This is a genomic window from Microbulbifer flavimaris (assembly GCF_001641755.2).
In the GTDB taxonomy this organism is placed as follows: Bacteria; Pseudomonadota; Gammaproteobacteria; order Pseudomonadales; family Cellvibrionaceae; genus Microbulbifer; species Microbulbifer flavimaris.
In genome coordinates this window covers 942173-959197 of record NZ_LRFG02000002.1, presented here as the reverse complement: position 1 = coordinate 959197, position 17025 = coordinate 942173, and the positions used below count along the sequence as shown (strand labels likewise).

Here is a 17025-nt window from a genome sequence, read left to right as displayed (position 1 = left end):
GCGCGCCTCTCGGTTAGAACTCAAGCGAGTGGGGATTAAAGATCCTGCTCGGACAGGTAGACCGGAGCGGACGGACGCTCCATCGGGGCTTCCTCCTCGTCCACCTGGTCGAGGATGCTGGCGTCTACCAGTCCCTCGGCGATCTCGCGCAGCGCGAGTACGGTGGGCTTGTCGTTCTCTTCGGGCACCAGCGGGTCTTTGCCACCGGTGGCGATCTGGCGGGCGCGCTTGCTGCCCACGATCACCAGTTCAAAGCGGTTGTCGACGTTGTCGAGGCAATCTTCAACGGTAATACGTGCCATAAAATCTCGGTTCCATTGCAGTGCCCGGGATGGGCGAATTCGGGGCGCGCGGATGCCGGCGGCTCCTCCGGCGCGGGACCGGCAATCTTAACCCAGCCGGCGGTGTACGTAAATCGACCAGACGTCAGCGGCGCCACTCAAAGCGGGGTTGGCGCTCAATCGCGCTTCAGCAGCGCCTGTAGCAACTGACTATGGCGTTGCTGTTGCCGCTCCAGGCGCTGGCGCTGGGCCACCAGGATCGACTGCAGCTCGGCCAGCGCAACCTGGAAATCATCGTTGATCACCAGGTAATCCGCCTCCACAAAGTGGGACATTTCATCGATGGCGAGCCCCATGCGGCGCTCGATCACACTCTCATCATCCTGGCCGCGACCAGTGAGTCGCTCACGAAGCGCTTCCTGGGAGGGGGGCAGGATAAAGATACCGACGGTATCGGGAAGGATACGGCGCACCTGGGCGGCTCCCTGCCAGTCGATCTCCAGAATAACGTCGCGGCCGCTCCCCAGGGTTTCCTCGACCCAGTCGCGGGAGGTGCCGTAAAAGTTATCGAAAACCTGGGCGTGCTCGAGGAAGGCGTTGCGATCGAGCATAGCGAGGAAGGCCTCGCGATCGACGAAATGGTAGTTGACGCCGTCCTCTTCACCGGGGCGCCGGGCGCGGGTGGTGTGGGATACCGACACGGTGACCTGGCTGTCGCTGTCCACGAGAGCCTTGACCAGACTGGTCTTGCCAGCGCCGGAGGGCGCGGAGACGGTGTAGAGGGTTCCTGTCTGCACAACTGATCCTGTTTCCGATGCAAATGCGTCGCGCATTATAACGAACTGGAGCAGAGATTGAGTGGCGGGTGAAAACCCTGGCCCGGGGAGGTGGGCGCTGTAGGGGGAGGCTAAACCCCGGCCGGTTGGGGGGGGGAAGTGTTGGGAGTTTCGTCCGCGCGGTACTGCATGCGCGGTCGAACCCGGCCGGGGCCGCCCAGCGGGAGCTCTTCCGGCCACCACATACCCACTGTGGCCAGTTGTTACTCCCTGTTGCTAATCGCTAACGAGGGCGACTGTAGCGCCTTTGTCTGCAAATGCCAACCGCCACCAGGCCAGTGCGCTCAGGGCGGCATAGATGGCGACTCCCAGTCCAAGCGCCGCCGGCAGCAACGGTGTGGTGCCGAGGAGAGCCGCCAGACGCACCAGCTCTGCCGGTCGCGCCAGCCGATGGTTGTCGAGGATGCGCCCGTTGATCACCAGTCCCGCGCCGAGCAGCCCGACGGCAGCCACCAGCTGGCCGTAGCTGAGTTCTGCGGCATACCAGATCAGGACCAGGGTGGCTGCCGAGTAAATGACGTGTTGTGCGAGCGCGTAGTAGCGCTGGCCAGCGCTGATCTGGGGGTCATAGCGCCGGAAGTCGGTGAGGTCGGAGGACGGCACCGGCATGGCGGCCTCTGCATCCGCGGGCCGGTAACCGGTGCGCCGGAACCACAGTGTCAGTTTGTCCCACCAGTTTTTGGTGTGCCAGGCATCCAGCGCCATGCGCTTGTAATGCTGCAGGTTGGCAGCCAGGGGGTCGAAAGAGTTCAGCGCCTTGCGCACCCCATAGATACAGGGCTCAGTCTCCAGCTCCTCCTGATAGGTGCCGAACAGCCGGTCCCAGACGATGAAGACGCCACCGTAATTTCTGTCCACGTACACCTTGTTCTGGGCATGGTGGACCCGGTGGTTGGAGGGCGTGACCAGGATCCACTCCATCCAGCGCACCTTGGGGAACTTCTGCGTGTGCACCCAGAACTGGTAGATCAGGTCGATGGCGCCGGCAGTTACCAGCAGCTCCCACGGCAGGCCGATCAGCAGCAGCGGCGTATAGAAGATCCAGCCGATCGGCAGACCTCCACAGGGCTGGCGCAGGGCGGTGGTGAGGTTGTAGTCCTCGCTCTGGTGATGCACCAGGTGGTCGGCCCAGAAGATGTTGATCTCATGAGCGAAGCGGTGCTTCCAGTAGTAACAGAAGTCGTAGGCAACCACCGCCAGCAGCAGGTGCCAGGGGTTTTCCATGGACCAGTTGAAGCCTACGGCCTGGTAGTAGGGCTGCAGCAGCTCGAAGAGCGGGATGTAAATCAGCAGGAACACGCCCTTGCGGACCAGGCCGGTGATGCGGCTCATGATGCCTGCGCCCAGGCTGCCGATGGCGTCATTGAGGCGATACAGGCCCCAGCCATAGCGGCGATCCAGCGCCAGTTCCACCAGCACGGCGAGCAAGAAGAAGGGAATGGCCAGGGTAACGAGATTCACGGCAACCTCTGTTTATTGTTGTCCCGTCGATGGTATCAACGATGCCACAGGCCGTGCCCGGGGCATATGTCCACAGGGGGCAGATTTTGAAATCCGTTAGCTTTCAGGCCGCCGTGTAGACCGCTGGCACATCAGCCGGGCTAGCGGCCGGCGGGTAAGAGGCCACAGAACAGGTTGTCCACCAGCTCGCCAACCGCCTCCCGGTCACCGGTGGCGCGCAGGTAGCTGCGTAGTCCGATCAGCTCTACCTGGAGCTGCCGTGCCAGCAGGGCCGGGCTGGCCTGTTCGGACAGCTCTCCTGCGGCCACGGCGCGCTCGACATGGCGGCGGAAATTCTCCTCCGTGGCGGCCAGCAGGGTCCGGGTTTCCTGCAGCAGCTCTGCTTCGTCCTTCTCCAGCTCGGAAAGGGACTTGGCCAGCAGGCAGAGCTCGCTGGGCGCATTGTCACCGCCCTGCAGGAGGATCTGGCGGAAGAAGGCGCGCAGCCCGTCGATGGTCGCGTCTTCACCGTCCATGCAGCCCTGCAGTCGCCGGGCCATATCATCAGCGTAAAAGTGGAGAACTTCGCGAAAAAGGCCAGACTTGCTGCCAAAAGCAGCATAGATGCTGCCGGGACGCATATCGATGGCCTGCTGCAGGTCACGGGTGGAAGTGGCGTGGAAGCCTTTCTGCCAGAACAGCCGGGTGGCTTTTTCCAGCACCTCGCGGCGATCAAATTTTGCGGTGTTGGCCATGATGATTCCCGCCCCTTGAACAGCTGCTCAAATAATATCTCCCCGGTTCATCAGGGGCAAATGCGCCCACTGTTGAGCAAGTGCTCAAGATGGGTTAATGTGCCCGTACTTGAGCAGTCGTTCAATTTTGCTGCTTGCGATCCCAGAGAGAACTGGAGGTATCCCCATGAAAGAGTTTGAGATTCACGATCAGCAGTCCGCACCCGAGGCCAGCAAACCGCTGCTGCAGAAGTCCATCGACGCCTTCGGCTCCATTCCCAACCTGCACGCCATTATGGCGGAGGCGCCGACAGCGCTGGCGGCCTACCAGGACTTGCACGAGCAGTTCCTGAATACCTCGTTCTCCGCAGAGGAGAAGACCGTGGTGTGGCAGTCCATCAATGTGGAGCATGACTGCCATTACTGTGTGCCGGCGCACAGCGCGATCGCCAGGGCAATGAAAGTAGACGCAAAGCTCAATGACGCTTTGCGCGATGGCGAGCCGCTGGGTGATGACAAGCTGGAAGTACTGCGGGACACCACCCTCGCCATCGTGCGTGAGCGCGGTGTCGTCAGCGACGATGTGCTGCAGCGCTTTTACGACGCCGGCTACACTCAGCAGAACCTGCTGGAGATCATTGTGGGCGTGGCGCAGAAGGTGATGAGCAACTATATCAACCACTTCGCCCAGACACCGGTCGACGAGCAGTTCCAGTCATTTGTGCGCTGATTCTCCATGACACCGGCGGCGCCGCAGGTCTGAAGGGACTGTGGCGCCGTAACACCCCGACTGAGCAGTGACGACCCAATCCATACAACGAGGGAGCTGACGATGATCAATGCCTATGCCGCGAAAGAAGCCGGTGGAGAGTTATCCCCTTACCAATATGACCCGGGGAAGCTTCAGCCCCGCGAAGTTGAAATCGAGGTCATGTACTGCGGCCTCTGCCACAGTGATGTGAGCATCATCGATGATGAGTGGGGTATGTCCGATTACCCGGTGGTGCCCGGCCACGAGGTGGTTGGTCGCGTCGGCCAGGTTGGCGAGCAGGTCAGCCACCTGCAGGAGGGCCAGCTGGTGGGACTCGGCTGGCACTCCGCATACTGCAACCATTGCCACTCGTGTAATTCCGGCAACCAGAATCTGTGTGGCGAGGCGACCTTCACGATTGTCGGCCACCACGGTGGCTTTGCCGACAAAGTGCGCGCAGAAGCCGAGGCCGTGATCCCCATTCCAGATTCCATCGACCCGTCCAAGGCGGGCCCTCTCTTTTGTGCCGGGATCACCGTGTTCAATCCACTGGTGCAGTTTGATATCAAGCCCAACAGTCAGGTCGGCGTGATCGGCATTGGTGGTCTGGGCCACCTGGCACTGCAGTTCCTCAACGCCTGGGGCTGCGAAGTAACCGCTCTGACCTCCAGTGACTCCAAGCGTGATGAGGCGCTGGAATTGGGTGCACACCACACGATCAATTCCCGTGATGAGGATGCCGTGGGCGAGGCTGCCGGGCGCTTCGATGTCATCCTTTCTACCGTCAACGCCAAACTGGACTGGAACCTGTACCTGTCGACGCTCAAGCCACAGGGCCGGTTGCATTTCGTCGGCGCCACTACCGACCCGCTGGATATCAACGTGTTTCAGTTGATCTTGGGCCAGCGGCAGGTCTCCGGCTCCCCTGTGGGTAGCCCAGATACCATCACTCAGATGCTCGAGTTTGCCGCCCGCCACAAGATTGAACCGCAGGTGGAGATGTTCCCAATGAGCAAGGTCAACGATGCCATCGCTCATCTGAAAAAGGGCGATGCCCGTTACCGGGTGGTGCTGGAGGCGGGCAAATAATCGGCTAGCTGGCTTTTCGTTACTGCCGATCGCGGCTGTGCACGATGCGGTAGAGCAGCGGCAGCACAAACAGGGTCAACAATGTCGATGAGATGATGCCCCCGATGACCACTGTGGCAAGGGGGCGTTGCACTTCGGCTCCGGTGCCGGTGTTGAGCGCCATGGGTACAAAACCCAGGCTCGCCACCAGCGCCGTCATCAATACCGGCCGCACCCGGATCAATGCTCCTTCGATAATGGCGGGCTCCAGCTCGCCCTGCTCCCGCCAAAGTTCGCGGATAAACGCCAGCATCACCAGGCCGTTCAGGGTGGCGACACCGGACAGCGCGATAAAGCCCACACTGGCGGAAATCGACAGTGGCATGTCGCGCAGCCACAGCGACAGTACGCCGCCGGTGAGAGCGAGCGGCACACCGGTGAAAATAATCAGCGAGTCCCGCACCGAACCGAAGGCGGTGACGAGCAGAGCAAATATCAGCGCCAGTGTCAGCGGTACCACCAAGGCCAGGCGCCGGCTGGCGGATTCGAGCTGCTCGAAAGTGCCACCGTAATCGAGCCAGTAACCCGGCGGTAACTGCACCTCACTGGCAATGCGATTCTTGGCCTCCTCGACAAAGGAGCCCAGGTCCCGGTCGCGGACATTGGCGGTCACGACTACTCTGCGCTTGCCGTTTTCACGGCTGATCTGGCTCGGGGCGGGTGTCATCTGCAGACTGGCCACCTCGTTCAGCGGCACATAACCTCCGTCGGGCAGTGCCACCGGCAGATTGCCGAGATGATCCAGGTTGCGGCGGATCGACTCCGGCAGCCGCACCACCAGCTCGAAGCGGCGATCGCCCTCGTAGATCAGGCCAGCCACCTCTCCCCCCACCGCCGTGGTCACCAGCTCCTGTAGCGCCTGTAGGTCCAGGCCGTAACGTGAAAGCAGCGTCCGATCCGGGACTACCGAGAGCACAGGCAGGTCCTCGACCTGTTCGATACGGGCATCCGCCACACCGTCGATGGTGTCCACGACAGACAGAATGTCCCGGGCGGAATCGAGCAGCCGCTGCAGATCATCACCGAAAACTTTGATGCCCAGGTCCGAGCGCACGCCCGATATCAGCTCATTGAAGCGCATCTGGATCGGCTGGGTGAACTCGTAGTTGTTGCCGGGAACCTGCAGTACCGCCTCCTCCAGTTCCTCCACCAGCCGTGCCTGCGACTTGTCGGGATCGGGCCATTCCGAGCGCGGCTTCATGATGATGAAGTTGTCGGCCACATTTGGTGGCATCGGGTCCGTCGCTACTTCTGGTGTGCCGATCTTGGCAACCACCTTATCCACCTCGGGAAAAGCGCGCAGGCGCCGTTCCAGTACCTCCTGCATTTCCACCGCCTGTTCCAGCCCGGTGCCGGGGACTCGCAGGGCGTGCATGGCAATATCCCCCTCCACCAGTTCGGGAATAAACTCCGAGCCGAGAGTGGAAGCCAGCCAGCCACAAAAGATCACCAGCGCCAGCGCCCCGCCGAGCACCAGCCAGCGCACTTTCATTGCTGCCAGTAGCAGGGGCCGGTAAACGGTCTTCACACCAGTGACCAGTCGGCTCTCCCGCCCGCGAATTTTTCCGCGCAGGAACACTGCCACCGCGGCCGGCACAACAGTGAGTGAAAAGACCAGCGCGGACAGCAATGCCATCACGACCGTTGCCGCCATGGGGTGGAACATCTTGCCTTCCACTCCGGTGAGGGAAAACAGCGGAATATAGACCACGGTAATAATCAGCACGCCGAACAGGCTCGGACGTATGACCTCATTGGTCGCCTGGAAAACCACCTCGAGGCGTTGCTCCAGAATGAGCGCGCCATTCTTTTCTTCCTGCGCCTGCCGCAGGCGACGCACGGCATTCTCGACGATGATGACTGCCCCATCGACGATCAGGCCAAAGTCCAGCGCGCCCAGGCTCATCAGGTTGGCGGAGATGCCGGCCTGGACCATACCGGTTATGGTGGCGAGCATCGCCAGCGGGATTACCGCGGCAGTAATCAGTGCGGCGCGGAAATTTCCCAGCAATAAAAAAAGCACGGCGATAACCAGCAGCGCGCCCTCCAGCAGGTTTTTTCGTACCGTGGCGATGGTTTTGTCTACCAGGCTGGTGCGGTCATACACTGCCTCCAACTTGATGCCCTCTGGCAGCGAGGGTCTGATGGCCTCCAGCGCCGCGGCAACATCCCGCGCCACAGCACGGGAGTTTTCACCCACCAGCATCATGGCGGTACCGAGCACCGTTTCGCGACCATCGCGAGTCGCGGCACCGGTACGCAGCTCCCTGCCGATGGCGACTTCGGCAATGTCGGCGACACGCACCGGTGTCCCCGTCCGCACCGCCACCACCACATTTTCAATGTCTTCGATACTCTGTAGCTGACCCGGTGAGCGCACCAGCAGTTGCCGGCCATTGGTTTCGATATAGCCGGCGCCGCGATTATCGTTATTACGTCGAAGCGCCTCGCCGACTTCGCCCAGGGCAATGTCGAAGGCAAGCAGTTGCCGGGGGTCCGGCGTCACGTGGTACTGCTTATTAAATCCGCCCACCGTGTTCACTTCCGTGACGCCAGGCACCAACGCCAGTTGCGGGCGGATTATCCAGTCCTGGATTTCCCGCAGATCCATGGCGTCATAGGGCCTGCCGTCAGGTGCAATCGCTTCTGGCAGGGCCTCCACCGTGTACATGAAAATTTCCCCAAGCCCGGTGGCAATCGGTCCCATCTCCGGTTCGAGTCCAGCTGGCAGCTGGCTTTTTATGGTGTTGAGTCGAGCGTTGACGAGGTTGCGCGCAAAGTAGAGATCCGTTCCATCCTCGAAGACGACGGTTACCTGCGAGAGTCCGTAGCGGGAAAGAGAGCGGGTATATTCGAGCCGCGGTAAACCGGCGAGCGCCGTTTCCACGGGAAAGGTAATGCGCTGTTCTGCTTCCAGCGGTGAATAGCCCGGTGCTTCAGTATTGATCTGTACCTGGACGTTGGTGATGTCTGGCACCGCATCGATGGGCAGCCGCTGGTAACTCCACAGGCCGAGAGCGATCACCAGCCCGGTCAGAGACAGCATCAGGTAACGGCGTGCTATCGAGAGGCGCAGAATCGATTCGATCAATTCCAGGCCTCCTTAATGATCATGAGACGCACCAGACTTTTCAATATCCGCCTTGATCAGGAAGCTGTTGGCGGTGACGTAGTGATCGCCCGGTTCAAGCCCATCCAGCACCTCGGTTGCGCGGTCGTCCCGGGCCCCCAGCTGCAGCGGACGGGCCTCGTAGGTCTCGCCGACTTTCACGAATACCGCAAAGCCGTCGCGGTAAGGTTGCAGGGCCCGGTTCTCCACCACGACCGAAGCGGGGACTTTTTCCACGGTCACCCTGCCCTCCACCAGCAGGTCAGGTGGCCAGTTCTTTCCGGAGTTGTCGAAAGAGGCGCGCGCCAGCAGGAAGGGCTGCCCATGCATACCCGGCAGTACATCGTGAATAACGGTTTCTACACGGCGCTGGTCACTGCTCAATGTGACGCGCTGGCCCCTTTTGATTTCAGCCTGCTGGCGCGGAAAAACATGCAGCTCGGCCCACAGGGTGTTGTAGTTGGCTATGGTGAACAGCACGCGATCGCCGGTGAATTCACCGCTGCCAACTTCATGCTCGATAACCAGCCCGTCGATGGGCGAAGTCAGGGGATAACTCTGCAGGCTGTCATTCGATTCGACCACTGCCAGTCTCTCGCCCCGGCGCACCCGGTCGCCCAGATGCGCAAATACCTCGGTGACCGGTCCGGGGAAGCGCGCGCGCACGTGGCGGACATCTTTGTGGGCTACGGTGGTCCTCCCGTACAGTATCAGTGAGCGTCGAATTTCTCCTGGCCCCGCGATTGCTGTCTCAATACGGTTTTCCTTGGCCATGGTGTCGGGAATCTGGACCCGCCCCTCGTGGGAGGGATAGCGCCAGCTACTGCGCTCCCCGTTCCGGATCAGCAACACATGGATGTCAAAAGAGTGCGGCTCTCGAATGGCGGCCTCGCTCCGCCAGTGCTCTCCCGCGGGGGAAAAGCGAAAGCGTTCCACTTCACCACCGAGACGAATTAGCTCCATCGACAGGTTGGCATCGCCGGCGGCGACAAGGGGGTCGCCATCGGCTGTGATCCAGGCGTGGAATTCGGCACGCTTGCCCCGCTCTACCAGCTGGAGCTCCACCGAGAGATCATTGTCCCGCAGCAGTCGGCCACCATGGGGGCCCTTGTGCTGCTCTGTGCTTCCAGCGTCGATGTAATTGGCATCATCGGCGGGATCCGCCGGAGCCGCGGGGCCGGCGGATCCCGCCCAAAGCGCAACGCTGCACACCAGTGCCGTAAAGAAGCGACTCGAAATGACATCGGCTTTCATAGTGGCACTCTCAATCCGATATTCTCAATCCGACACTCTCAATACGGCACTCGCTTTGCGGTGTTCTCGCCACCGCTCGTCCGTGATGGCAGGTGAATTTATTTGCTGGTCATTCCCGCGGCGGGCAGTAGCGGTGCGGCAGTGAGCTGCTCAATCTCCGCGCCATAGCGCAAGGCGGCGGCCGCCGATTCGATCTTTGCCCGCTTCGCCACCATTAATTCCCGCCGTGCCGATACGAGTTCCAGATAGGGGTAGCGTCCCCTCCGGTAGCCCTTCTCCGCCTCCTGCAGCGCCGCGCGAAGTGCCGGAATAACATGTTGATCAAAGCTGTTGACTGCCGCGACTGCCTGCTCGCGGCCGCTGTAGGCCCGGTAAAGATGGCTGTAGATTCTCAGCCTGGCCACCTCGCGGTCGGCGGCGATCCGCTCCAGTTCGGCCCTCGCCGATGCCACGGCCCCCGCGTTGCGCCGGGCGGAGAAAAGCGGCACCTCAATCGCAGCCACCAAGGTCGTTTCATCGGTGGTCTGAAAGCGGCGTACACCAACTGCCCAGCCTACGTCGAGATTGGACTCGGTTTCCCGCATGCGCACTTCCATCGCGCGCAGGCGCTCCTCGGAGGCGAAGCGGGCAAGGGCCGGATTCTCCTGCGCGCGGGCATAGAGTTCACTAAAGTCGGTCCCGGCCTCTATGCGATAGAGCGCACGGGTATCCACGTTAAACTCTGGTGACGTCGCTCCCCAGAGGGCGGCGAGAGCACGCTTGTGATACTCCAGTTTGCGCCCCTCTGCCTGCAGCGTCAGCCGCGCCTCTGCCAGGGCGGCCTCGGCGCGCAGCAGCTCCGTTTGCGGCGCGGCGGCCGATTTCACCCGGCGGTTGACGGCGCTTACCGCCTCGCGCGCGATTTCCGCGGAATCGGTGGCCAGTCCGACCAGCTCGACTGCCGCCAACACGTCTACATAGCGCCGTATGACTTCACCCAACAAATCGAGCGCCTGAACCTGTTCTTCAATACTGAGCAGATCGGTATTCGCCTGCGCTGCATTAATGCGTGCCTGGCGCTGGCCGCCCAATTCGATTACCGATGAGAGCGCCACAGTCAATTCTGTGTCAGGGGCGCCGCTGCTCCCGGCAAGATTTTCCAATTCGCCACGGACTCGTAGCGGCGGGCGTTGCGCTGCAGAGAGAGTGCGACCACGCAAAGCCGCATCCCGAAAGCGAAATACTGCCAACTGGGGATTCTCATTCAGGGTGCGGTCAATGGCCTCCACCAGGGTCAGCGGCGTTTGCGCTGCCGTCGACGCTGCCAGTGAATACAGAAACGTGCACAGCAGTGCAGCAATCCAGTGACCCGCAACAGGACGACAAGTCGGTACCGTAGTAGAGGGCATAGATTTCTCCCGAGTCTCATCACATATAGCGCGCTTGCGCCGGAAATGCGCGCCTGCGTGGGATCGCGGGTCAAAAGAAGGGATGTCACTGGTGATCACCGGCGGCACAAACGTCTTGCTGACCAATGAAAGGATGGAAAAAGCAGGACGGGGGAATGTCGTCAGCAGGCAGCGGCGTGGACATTGAAATAATGAGAGATGCAGGAAGAGGCCGGCGGCATGCCGGCCTCGAAGGTCAGAGGACCGTCAGGGGGCCGCTTGTGCCTCCAGCGTCACGCCGGAATAGGCCTGATAGCCGCGCACACTGATATACCAGGTACCTGACTGGGGATTGCTGATTGAGCAGGTTTCGTTATTGCCCCAGCGGTATGGGCGACAGTCGTAGCTGCTGGTGGTTGGCTGGGAGCCGAACCGCACATAGAGATCGGCATCTCCGCTGCCACCGGACATGATGACGTCCAGCGCCGCCATACCGGAATTCACCTGCAGGGTGAAATGCTGCCAGGAGCCGGCGTCACCGGACAGATTGTTCTCGGTCCAGCCGGTGGCACCACCGCCCCCACTTCCCTCGTCGAAGCTGCCCACCAGGCTGACAGCGGAAAAGCTGGTGTAACCGCGCACCATCACATGATAGGTGCCGGCCTGCACGTTACTGATGGAGCAGGTTTCATTGTTGCCGTTCAGGTAGGGCCGACAGTCGTAGCTGCTGGTGGTCGGTGCAGAACCAAATCGTACGTAGAGGTCTGCATCCCCACTGCCACCGGAGATCTGGAAGCTCAAGTTGGTCGCACCGGCGGGTACCTCCAGGGTAAAGAAGAGCTCTGTTCCGCTGTTACCTGAGAGGTTCGTCTCCGCGACGCCATTCTGCAGTTCCCCGTTTCCGGGTTCGGGTCCGGGGTCCCCGGCTGCAGCTGCGACCGCAGCAGCCGCATCCACAATTCCCGCACCACAGCCACTGCAACCCGCCGGGAAGCTGCGCGCAGTATCAGTCAAGATCGACTCCACTTCGCTGGGCGTCAGGCTGCCATCCATGGCATACAGCAAGGCCGCTGCACCGGAGACATGGGGTGCCGCCATGCTGGTTCCCTGGTAGAACTCGTAATTGTCGGCACCGGGTCCCTGGCTGCCACTATTCAGGGTCGACAGCACGCCGTTGGAGGAAACGGAAGTCTCCCCGCCGGGGGCCGCCACATCCACCACGCTGCCGTAATTGGAATAGTAAGCCCGCCCGCCCGCACGGTTGGTAGAGGCGACGGTGATTACCCCCGAGCAGCTGGCGGGACTGTAATTGCCTGCGTTGGCATTGGAGTTACCGGCAGCCACCACCACGGTAGTGCCCAGGCTGCGGGCGGTGTTGATGGCATTCTGGGTGGTCGAATCACAGCTGCCGCCACCGCCCAAGCTCAGGTTCAGCACCTGGGCGGGATTCGGGTTCGATGGCAGGCCGCTGACGCTGCCACCGGCCCCCCAGATAATGCTATCGGCAATATCAGAGGTGTAACCACCACAGCGGCCCAGCGCGCGAATGGGCACTACCTTCGCCTGATAGGCGACCCCGGCCACACCATTGCCATTATTGGTGACGGCGGCGACTGTGCCTGCCACGTGGGTACCATGCCAGCTGCTATCACGGGCAGGCTGACCGGCACCGCAAGCGCCGGCCGGTGACCAGTCGCCAGGATCACTGGCATCACTGTCGCGCCCGTCACCGTCCTGAGCGACGGTGGTGTCAGAAATCATGTCGTAGCCCGGCAGAATATTTGCGTTCAGATCTGCGTGGGGCCGGTAGCCGGTATCGATCACACCTACGACAACTCCTGCGCCCTGGGTAACATCCCAGGCAGAAGGCAGGTTCAGGCCGCCGGTGCTTTCGAAGTAGTGCCATTGCTGGTTGTAGTAGGGATCATTTGGTGTCGCCATCGGCTGCATGATCCGGTCGGGTTCGACATATTCCACCATCGGGTCCTGTTGCAGTCGCTGGATGATGGCATCGAGCTCGAACTTGCTGGTGCGCTTCTCCACCTTGAGCACCTGTGCTCCTGTCGCCAGTTTGCGCACGTGCGCGAAGCGATGACCGGCCATCTGCGAGACGCGATCGATGGCAGTTTGCGACATGACGGCGGCGTTGGCGCCCGGCATATTGTTTTTGTACTTGACGATGATGCGATCGGTTACCACTTCCGGCGCCGCAACAGTTGCAGAAGACAGGCCCGGTTCAACGGCATGAACGGCGGTGCTGGTCGTGATTAGTGCGCTGCACAGAGCCGTAACTGTGCCAAGTGCCGCCAGCGATGGACACTTGAAGAGATTAGAAAATTTCATGGATTTGAGTTGCTCCTTGATTATTTTTATCGACGGCGTTGGTTTCGACCGTCGCTTTTAACACCACGGAGATCCTGGGCGGTGCACCGCGCAGCAAGCCCACCCAATTGTGTTGCATGGTTTACTGCGAGGTGATGGTTTGACGATAAAACTCGCGGCTACCACAGTGTAAAAAGGGACAACTCTTTCCATTACGCGCCAAAATCGAGTGTTTATCGAATGTCTTAAGGGCAATGAAAAAAATTCGGGAAGCGGTTCTCGGAGGGTGGCGCAGCATTAATTTTCAATGCTTGCAGAAAATACCGGAGGGCTTGGGCGTCGAAGAGCGTGTAGAGCGCGACTTGTTGGAGTGGCAGATCAACTTAAACCGCGGGCACAAAAAAGGGCCGCATAATCCGTTGCGGCCCTTTTCGAAAATCAAGCACGTTTATTACTCGATATTCTGCACCTGCTCCCGCATCTGCTCAATCAACACTTTGAGTTCTACGGCGGCCTGAGTGGTATCCGTGACCACCGATTTGGACGACAGGGTATTGGCCTCGCGGTTGAATTCCTGCATCAGAAAATCCAGGCGCCTGCCGATAGGACCACCCCCGGCCAGCACACGCCGGGCTTCGGTAACATGGGCGTCGAGCCGATCGAGTTCTTCATCCACGTCGGCCTTCTGGGCCAACAGTACGATTTCCTGCTCCACGCGTTCGGCATCCAGTTCGCCAAGTAGTTCTTCGAGGCGGCTGTGCAGTTTCTCGCGCTGCGCCTGCAGGATTTGTGGCAAGAGCGCCCGCACGCTGGCTACCTGTTCGCTGATGGCGTCGAGGCGCTGTTCGATAAAGCGTCGCAGTTCGGCGCCCTCGCGAGCGCGGTTTTCACTCAGCTGTGACAGCGCGGCGTCGAACGCATCGAGAATGGCCCGGGATTGCGCTTCAGTGTCGGTTTCGGGTTCGGCAATCACGCCGGGCCACTGCAGGACTTGCAGCGGATTCAATGGCAGTGTGTCGATTCCGGGGGAGACCCGTTTGGCGGCGTCGACGACTGCCCGCGCCAGGTCTTCGTCCACCTGCAATGTGGTTTCTTCACCGGGGTTGCTTTTGAGTGAGAGCGTCAGCTCCAGTTTGCCCCGGGCGAGCTGTTTGCGCAGTCGCTCGCGCAGCTGGCTCTCCAGGGAGCGGGCCGCCTCCGGCAGGCGGAAGTGGGGCTCCAGGTAGCGGTGATTGACCGAGCGCAGTTCCCAGGTGGCGATACCGGTATCGTAAGGGGATTCGGCGCGGCCGAAAGCCGTCATGCTGCGCACAGTTTTACTGGCCATAATATTCTTCCCTGCGGCTGGATGGAGCTGGGCGGGCATCATAGCACAGCGCTCCGGGGACCCGGGCGAGGGCTCGGGTGTGTCCTGCCGTGGGGTTATACTGTCGACTTTTAGCCACAAGAATTCGAGGTGAGTACATGCAGCGACCCAGCGGCCGGAAACCAGAGCAATTGCGCCCCGTGCGTATCACCCGCAATTACACCCGCCACGCCGAGGGCTCGGTGCTGGTGGAATTCGGGGATACCAAGGTGCTCTGCACCGCCTCGGTCGCAGCCGAGGTGCCGCGCTTCCTGCGCGGTCAGGGCAGTGGCTGGATTACGGCGGAGTACGGCATGCTGCCCCGCTCCACCGGTTCGCGTATGGCGCGCGAGGCGGCCCGCGGCAAACAGGGAGGCCGCACCGTGGAGATTCAGCGCTTGATCGGCCGCTCCCTGCGGGCGGCGGTGGACCTCGAGCTGCTGGGTGAAAATCAGATCACCCTGGATTGCGATGTGATTCAGGCCGATGGTGGCACTCGCACCGCGGCGATCACCGGTGCCTGCGTGGCACTGGTGGATGCGCTGCGTTTCATGCAGCGGGAAAAGCTGATCAGCACCGATCCGCTGAAAAATATGGTGGCGGCGGTTTCCGTGGGCATTTACGAGGGTGAGGCGGTGCTTGACCTGGATTACCCCGAGGACAGCCGCGCCGACACGGATATGAACCTGGTGATGGCCGCAGACGGTGGCATGATCGAGGTGCAGGGCACGGCAGAGGGTGCGCCCTTTACTGAGAAACAGTTTGCGCAGATGCTGGCGCTGGCTAAGTCGGGTATCGACGAACTGATCGGAATGCAGCGCAAAGCGCTGGAAGAGTAGCCGGGCAAGTGACGAGAGGCGGGCGGGTTTTCCCGTCCGCCGCAGGCGGGATCAGACTTCCAGGTCGTAATCCATGATCACCGGCAGGTGACTGGAAAAATTCACGTTCTTGTTGATGGCGCCGTACTCGATGCGGTTTTTCAGCGTGGCAGAGACCACCTGCATATCGGTGCGCCAGCCATCGCCCTCGCCCACCGTGCCACTGGGCCACCAGCTGAATTCGTCCGCATCCTTCACCACCTTGCGGAAGGCATCTACATAGCCGATTTCGTTGAACAGCTGATCCAGCCAGCGCTGCTCATGGCGCATGAAACCGGGTGTATCCTGGTGGTCCTGCCAGTTCTGCACATCGGCGCGACGGTGAGCCATGCCCCAGTTTCCGCAAAAGATGAAGTCCCGGCGCTTGCGGCTGATCTTGATCAGATGTGCCTGCATATCATCGAAGAACTGTACCTTCTTTTCCAGCGAGCCCTCATCCTTGGCGATAGGTGCCAACAGTGACCCCACGCTGAGGCGCTCGAAGTCCGCCTGCAGGTAGCGGCCATACATGTCCTCACCGTTGGCGAAACCCATGCCGAAGATGATGGCCTTGGGCTGGCTGCGGGTGTAGATGGCCACCCCGTTCTCGTGGGGAGTACCGGAGTCGAAGAAGTAGCTGTAGTAACCGTCGGGGTGAAAAACCGGGTGATCGAGCTCCGGTTCCAGCGAGCGCAAGTCCTGCAGGCAGATGATGTCCGCGTCCTGTTCCGCTAGCCAGTCATAGAGGCCACGCTGAGCCGCCTGATGAATGCCGTCAACCGACAAACTCACGATTCGCATTATTAGCCCCTTACCAGCGGACTGTGTATCATTAGTAACATTATGTGCATACCCCTCCCGCAGCTTCCCGTGGGGAGGTCTCCCTTCACCTTAGCCAATAGTTTCCAAATTTCCATGCAGCAGTATCAGCGCGATTTTATCCAACTGGCCCTGGACCATCAGGTGCTTTGTTTTGGTGAGTTCACCCTGAAGTCGGGTCGTCAAAGTCCCTATTTTTTCAATGCCGGCCGCTTCCACTCCGGTGCCGCCCTGGCAGCACTCGGGCAGGCCTACGCCGAGGCGATTCTTGCCTCTGGAGTAGAGTTCGATGTCATTTTCGGGCCGGCCTACAAAGGTATTCCGCTCGGGGCGGTGACTGCCGTGGCGCTCGCACAGAAAGGCGTGGATAAGCCTTTCTGTTACAACCGCAAAGAGGCCAAGGATCACGGCGAAGGCGGAACCTTAGTGGGTGCGCCGCTGGAAGGCAAGGTCTTGATTATCGATGATGTGATTACTGCGGGTACCGCGGTGCGCGAAGTGATGGATATTATCGGCGCCCAGGGTGCTGAGCCCGCCGGCGTCGTCATCGGCCTGAATCGCCAGGAGCGGGCCAGTGAGGAGACTGAGCTATCCGCCATCCAGCAGGTGGAGAGTGAGTTCAAGGTTCCGGTGATCAGTATCGTGGAGCTGGATGACATCATCAGCTACCTTGAGGATACGCCGCGACAGGGTGATACTCTGGAGAAAATTGTGGATTACCGGCGGCGTTACGGCGTGGCCGCCCGGGACTAGCGCGGCGACGCCCCCTGCGTTGTCAGAGA

14 protein-coding genes are annotated in these 17025 nt (G+C 60.9%); 4 read left to right on the top strand and 10 right to left on the bottom strand.

Translation table 11 applies throughout. From position 1 onward, the window contains the following. Window positions 1-35 precede the first annotated feature (35 nt). The 4 genes from rpoZ to AWR36_RS09025 all read right to left on the bottom strand — a co-directional run bounded on the left by rpoZ (window position 36) and on the right by AWR36_RS09025 (window position 3312). On the bottom strand, window positions 36-302 hold the full coding sequence (gene rpoZ / locus AWR36_RS09040; RefSeq protein WP_067083866.1) for a DNA-directed RNA polymerase subunit omega: 267 nt from the start codon (window positions 300-302) through the stop codon (window positions 36-38). 155 nt (window positions 303-457) lie between these two features. Continuing rightward, a complete protein-coding gene (gmk, locus tag AWR36_RS09035) occupies window positions 458-1114 on the bottom strand; it encodes a guanylate kinase (RefSeq protein ID WP_067083865.1) in 657 nt (218 codons plus the stop codon). 219 nt (window positions 1115-1333) lie between these two features. Next, window positions 1334-2578 (bottom strand): sterol desaturase family protein, encoded by a 1245-nt coding sequence (locus tag AWR36_RS09030; protein WP_067083864.1) that lies wholly within the window; start codon window positions 2576-2578, stop codon window positions 1334-1336. A 140-nt stretch (window positions 2579-2718) separates the two neighbouring features. After that, complete coding sequence (locus tag AWR36_RS09025) at window positions 2719-3312, bottom strand: TetR/AcrR family transcriptional regulator (RefSeq protein ID WP_067083863.1); 594 nt, start codon at window positions 3310-3312, stop codon at window positions 2719-2721. Between the two features lie 166 nt (window positions 3313-3478). Here AWR36_RS09025 and AWR36_RS09020 point away from each other — a divergent pair, with 166 nt between their 5' ends. Continuing rightward, window positions 3479-4021, top strand: a complete 543-nt coding sequence (locus AWR36_RS09020) for a carboxymuconolactone decarboxylase family protein (RefSeq protein WP_067083862.1) — start codon at window positions 3479-3481, stop codon at window positions 4019-4021. A gap of 102 nt (window positions 4022-4123) precedes the next feature. Further along, entirely contained in the window at window positions 4124-5131 is a 1008-nt protein-coding gene (ahr, locus tag AWR36_RS09015; protein WP_067083861.1) for an NADPH-dependent aldehyde reductase Ahr, read from the top strand. Window positions 5132-5150: 19 nt separating this feature from the next. Here the strand turns inward: ahr and AWR36_RS09010 are convergent, their stop codons facing one another. The 5 genes from AWR36_RS09010 to AWR36_RS08990 all read right to left on the bottom strand — a co-directional run bounded on the left by AWR36_RS09010 (window position 5151) and on the right by AWR36_RS08990 (window position 14549). Beyond that, a complete protein-coding gene (locus tag AWR36_RS09010) occupies window positions 5151-8261 on the bottom strand; it encodes an efflux RND transporter permease subunit (RefSeq protein ID WP_067083860.1) in 3111 nt (1036 codons plus the stop codon). Between the two features lie 12 nt (window positions 8262-8273). Continuing rightward, window positions 8274-9533: an efflux RND transporter periplasmic adaptor subunit gene (locus AWR36_RS09005; RefSeq protein WP_067083858.1), complete on the bottom strand. Its 1260-nt coding sequence runs from the start codon at window positions 9531-9533 to the stop codon at window positions 8274-8276. Between the two features lie 98 nt (window positions 9534-9631). Then, window positions 9632-10921, bottom strand: coding sequence for a TolC family protein (locus tag AWR36_RS09000; protein WP_067104574.1), 1290 nt, complete (start codon window positions 10919-10921; stop codon window positions 9632-9634). A 246-nt stretch (window positions 10922-11167) separates the two neighbouring features. Further along, window positions 11168-13243, bottom strand: coding sequence for a S8 family peptidase (locus AWR36_RS08995; protein ID WP_067083856.1), 2076 nt, complete (start codon window positions 13241-13243; stop codon window positions 11168-11170). Between the two features lie 430 nt (window positions 13244-13673). Further along, window positions 13674-14549 (bottom strand): YicC/YloC family endoribonuclease, encoded by an 876-nt coding sequence (locus AWR36_RS08990; RefSeq protein ID WP_067083855.1) that lies wholly within the window; start codon window positions 14547-14549, stop codon window positions 13674-13676. Window positions 14550-14686: 137 nt separating this feature from the next. On the opposite strand from AWR36_RS08990, the gene rph reads away from it, so the two are divergent. Further along, window positions 14687-15406: a ribonuclease PH gene (rph, locus tag AWR36_RS08985; RefSeq protein WP_067083854.1), complete on the top strand. Its 720-nt coding sequence runs from the start codon at window positions 14687-14689 to the stop codon at window positions 15404-15406. Window positions 15407-15457: 51 nt separating this feature from the next. Here rph and AWR36_RS08980 read toward each other — a convergent pair whose 3' ends face one another. Further along, complete coding sequence (locus AWR36_RS08980) at window positions 15458-16225, bottom strand: exodeoxyribonuclease III (RefSeq protein WP_067083853.1); 768 nt, start codon at window positions 16223-16225, stop codon at window positions 15458-15460. A gap of 114 nt (window positions 16226-16339) precedes the next feature. On the opposite strand from AWR36_RS08980, the gene pyrE reads away from it, so the two are divergent. Beyond that, entirely contained in the window at window positions 16340-16996 is a 657-nt protein-coding gene (gene pyrE / locus AWR36_RS08975; RefSeq protein ID WP_067083851.1) for an orotate phosphoribosyltransferase, read from the top strand. Window positions 16997-17025 lie beyond the last annotated feature (29 nt).

Coding starts and splice junctions, on each gene's coding strand:
- rpoZ (WP_067083866.1), bottom strand. CDS start 302: ATGGCACGTATTACCGTTGAAGATTGCCTCGACAACGTCGACAACCGC.
- gmk (WP_067083865.1), bottom strand. CDS start 1,114: ATGCGCGACGCATTTGCATCGGAAACAGGATCAGTTGTGCAGACAGGA.
- AWR36_RS09025 (WP_067083863.1), bottom strand. CDS start 3,312: ATGGCCAACACCGCAAAATTTGATCGCCGCGAGGTGCTGGAAAAAGCC.
- AWR36_RS09020 (WP_067083862.1), top strand. CDS start 3,479: ATGAAAGAGTTTGAGATTCACGATCAGCAGTCCGCACCCGAGGCCAGC.
- ahr (WP_067083861.1), top strand. CDS start 4,124: ATGATCAATGCCTATGCCGCGAAAGAAGCCGGTGGAGAGTTATCCCCT.
- AWR36_RS09005 (WP_067083858.1), bottom strand. CDS start 9,533: ATGAAAGCCGATGTCATTTCGAGTCGCTTCTTTACGGCACTGGTGTGC.
- AWR36_RS09000 (WP_067104574.1), bottom strand. CDS start 10,921: ATGCCCTCTACTACGGTACCGACTTGTCGTCCTGTTGCGGGTCACTGG.
- AWR36_RS08995 (WP_067083856.1), bottom strand. CDS start 13,243: ATGAAATTTTCTAATCTCTTCAAGTGTCCATCGCTGGCGGCACTTGGC.
- AWR36_RS08990 (WP_067083855.1), bottom strand. CDS start 14,549: ATGGCCAGTAAAACTGTGCGCAGCATGACGGCTTTCGGCCGCGCCGAA.
- rph (WP_067083854.1), top strand. CDS start 14,687: ATGCAGCGACCCAGCGGCCGGAAACCAGAGCAATTGCGCCCCGTGCGT.
- AWR36_RS08980 (WP_067083853.1), bottom strand. CDS start 16,225: ATGCGAATCGTGAGTTTGTCGGTTGACGGCATTCATCAGGCGGCTCAG.
- pyrE (WP_067083851.1), top strand. CDS start 16,340: ATGCAGCAGTATCAGCGCGATTTTATCCAACTGGCCCTGGACCATCAG.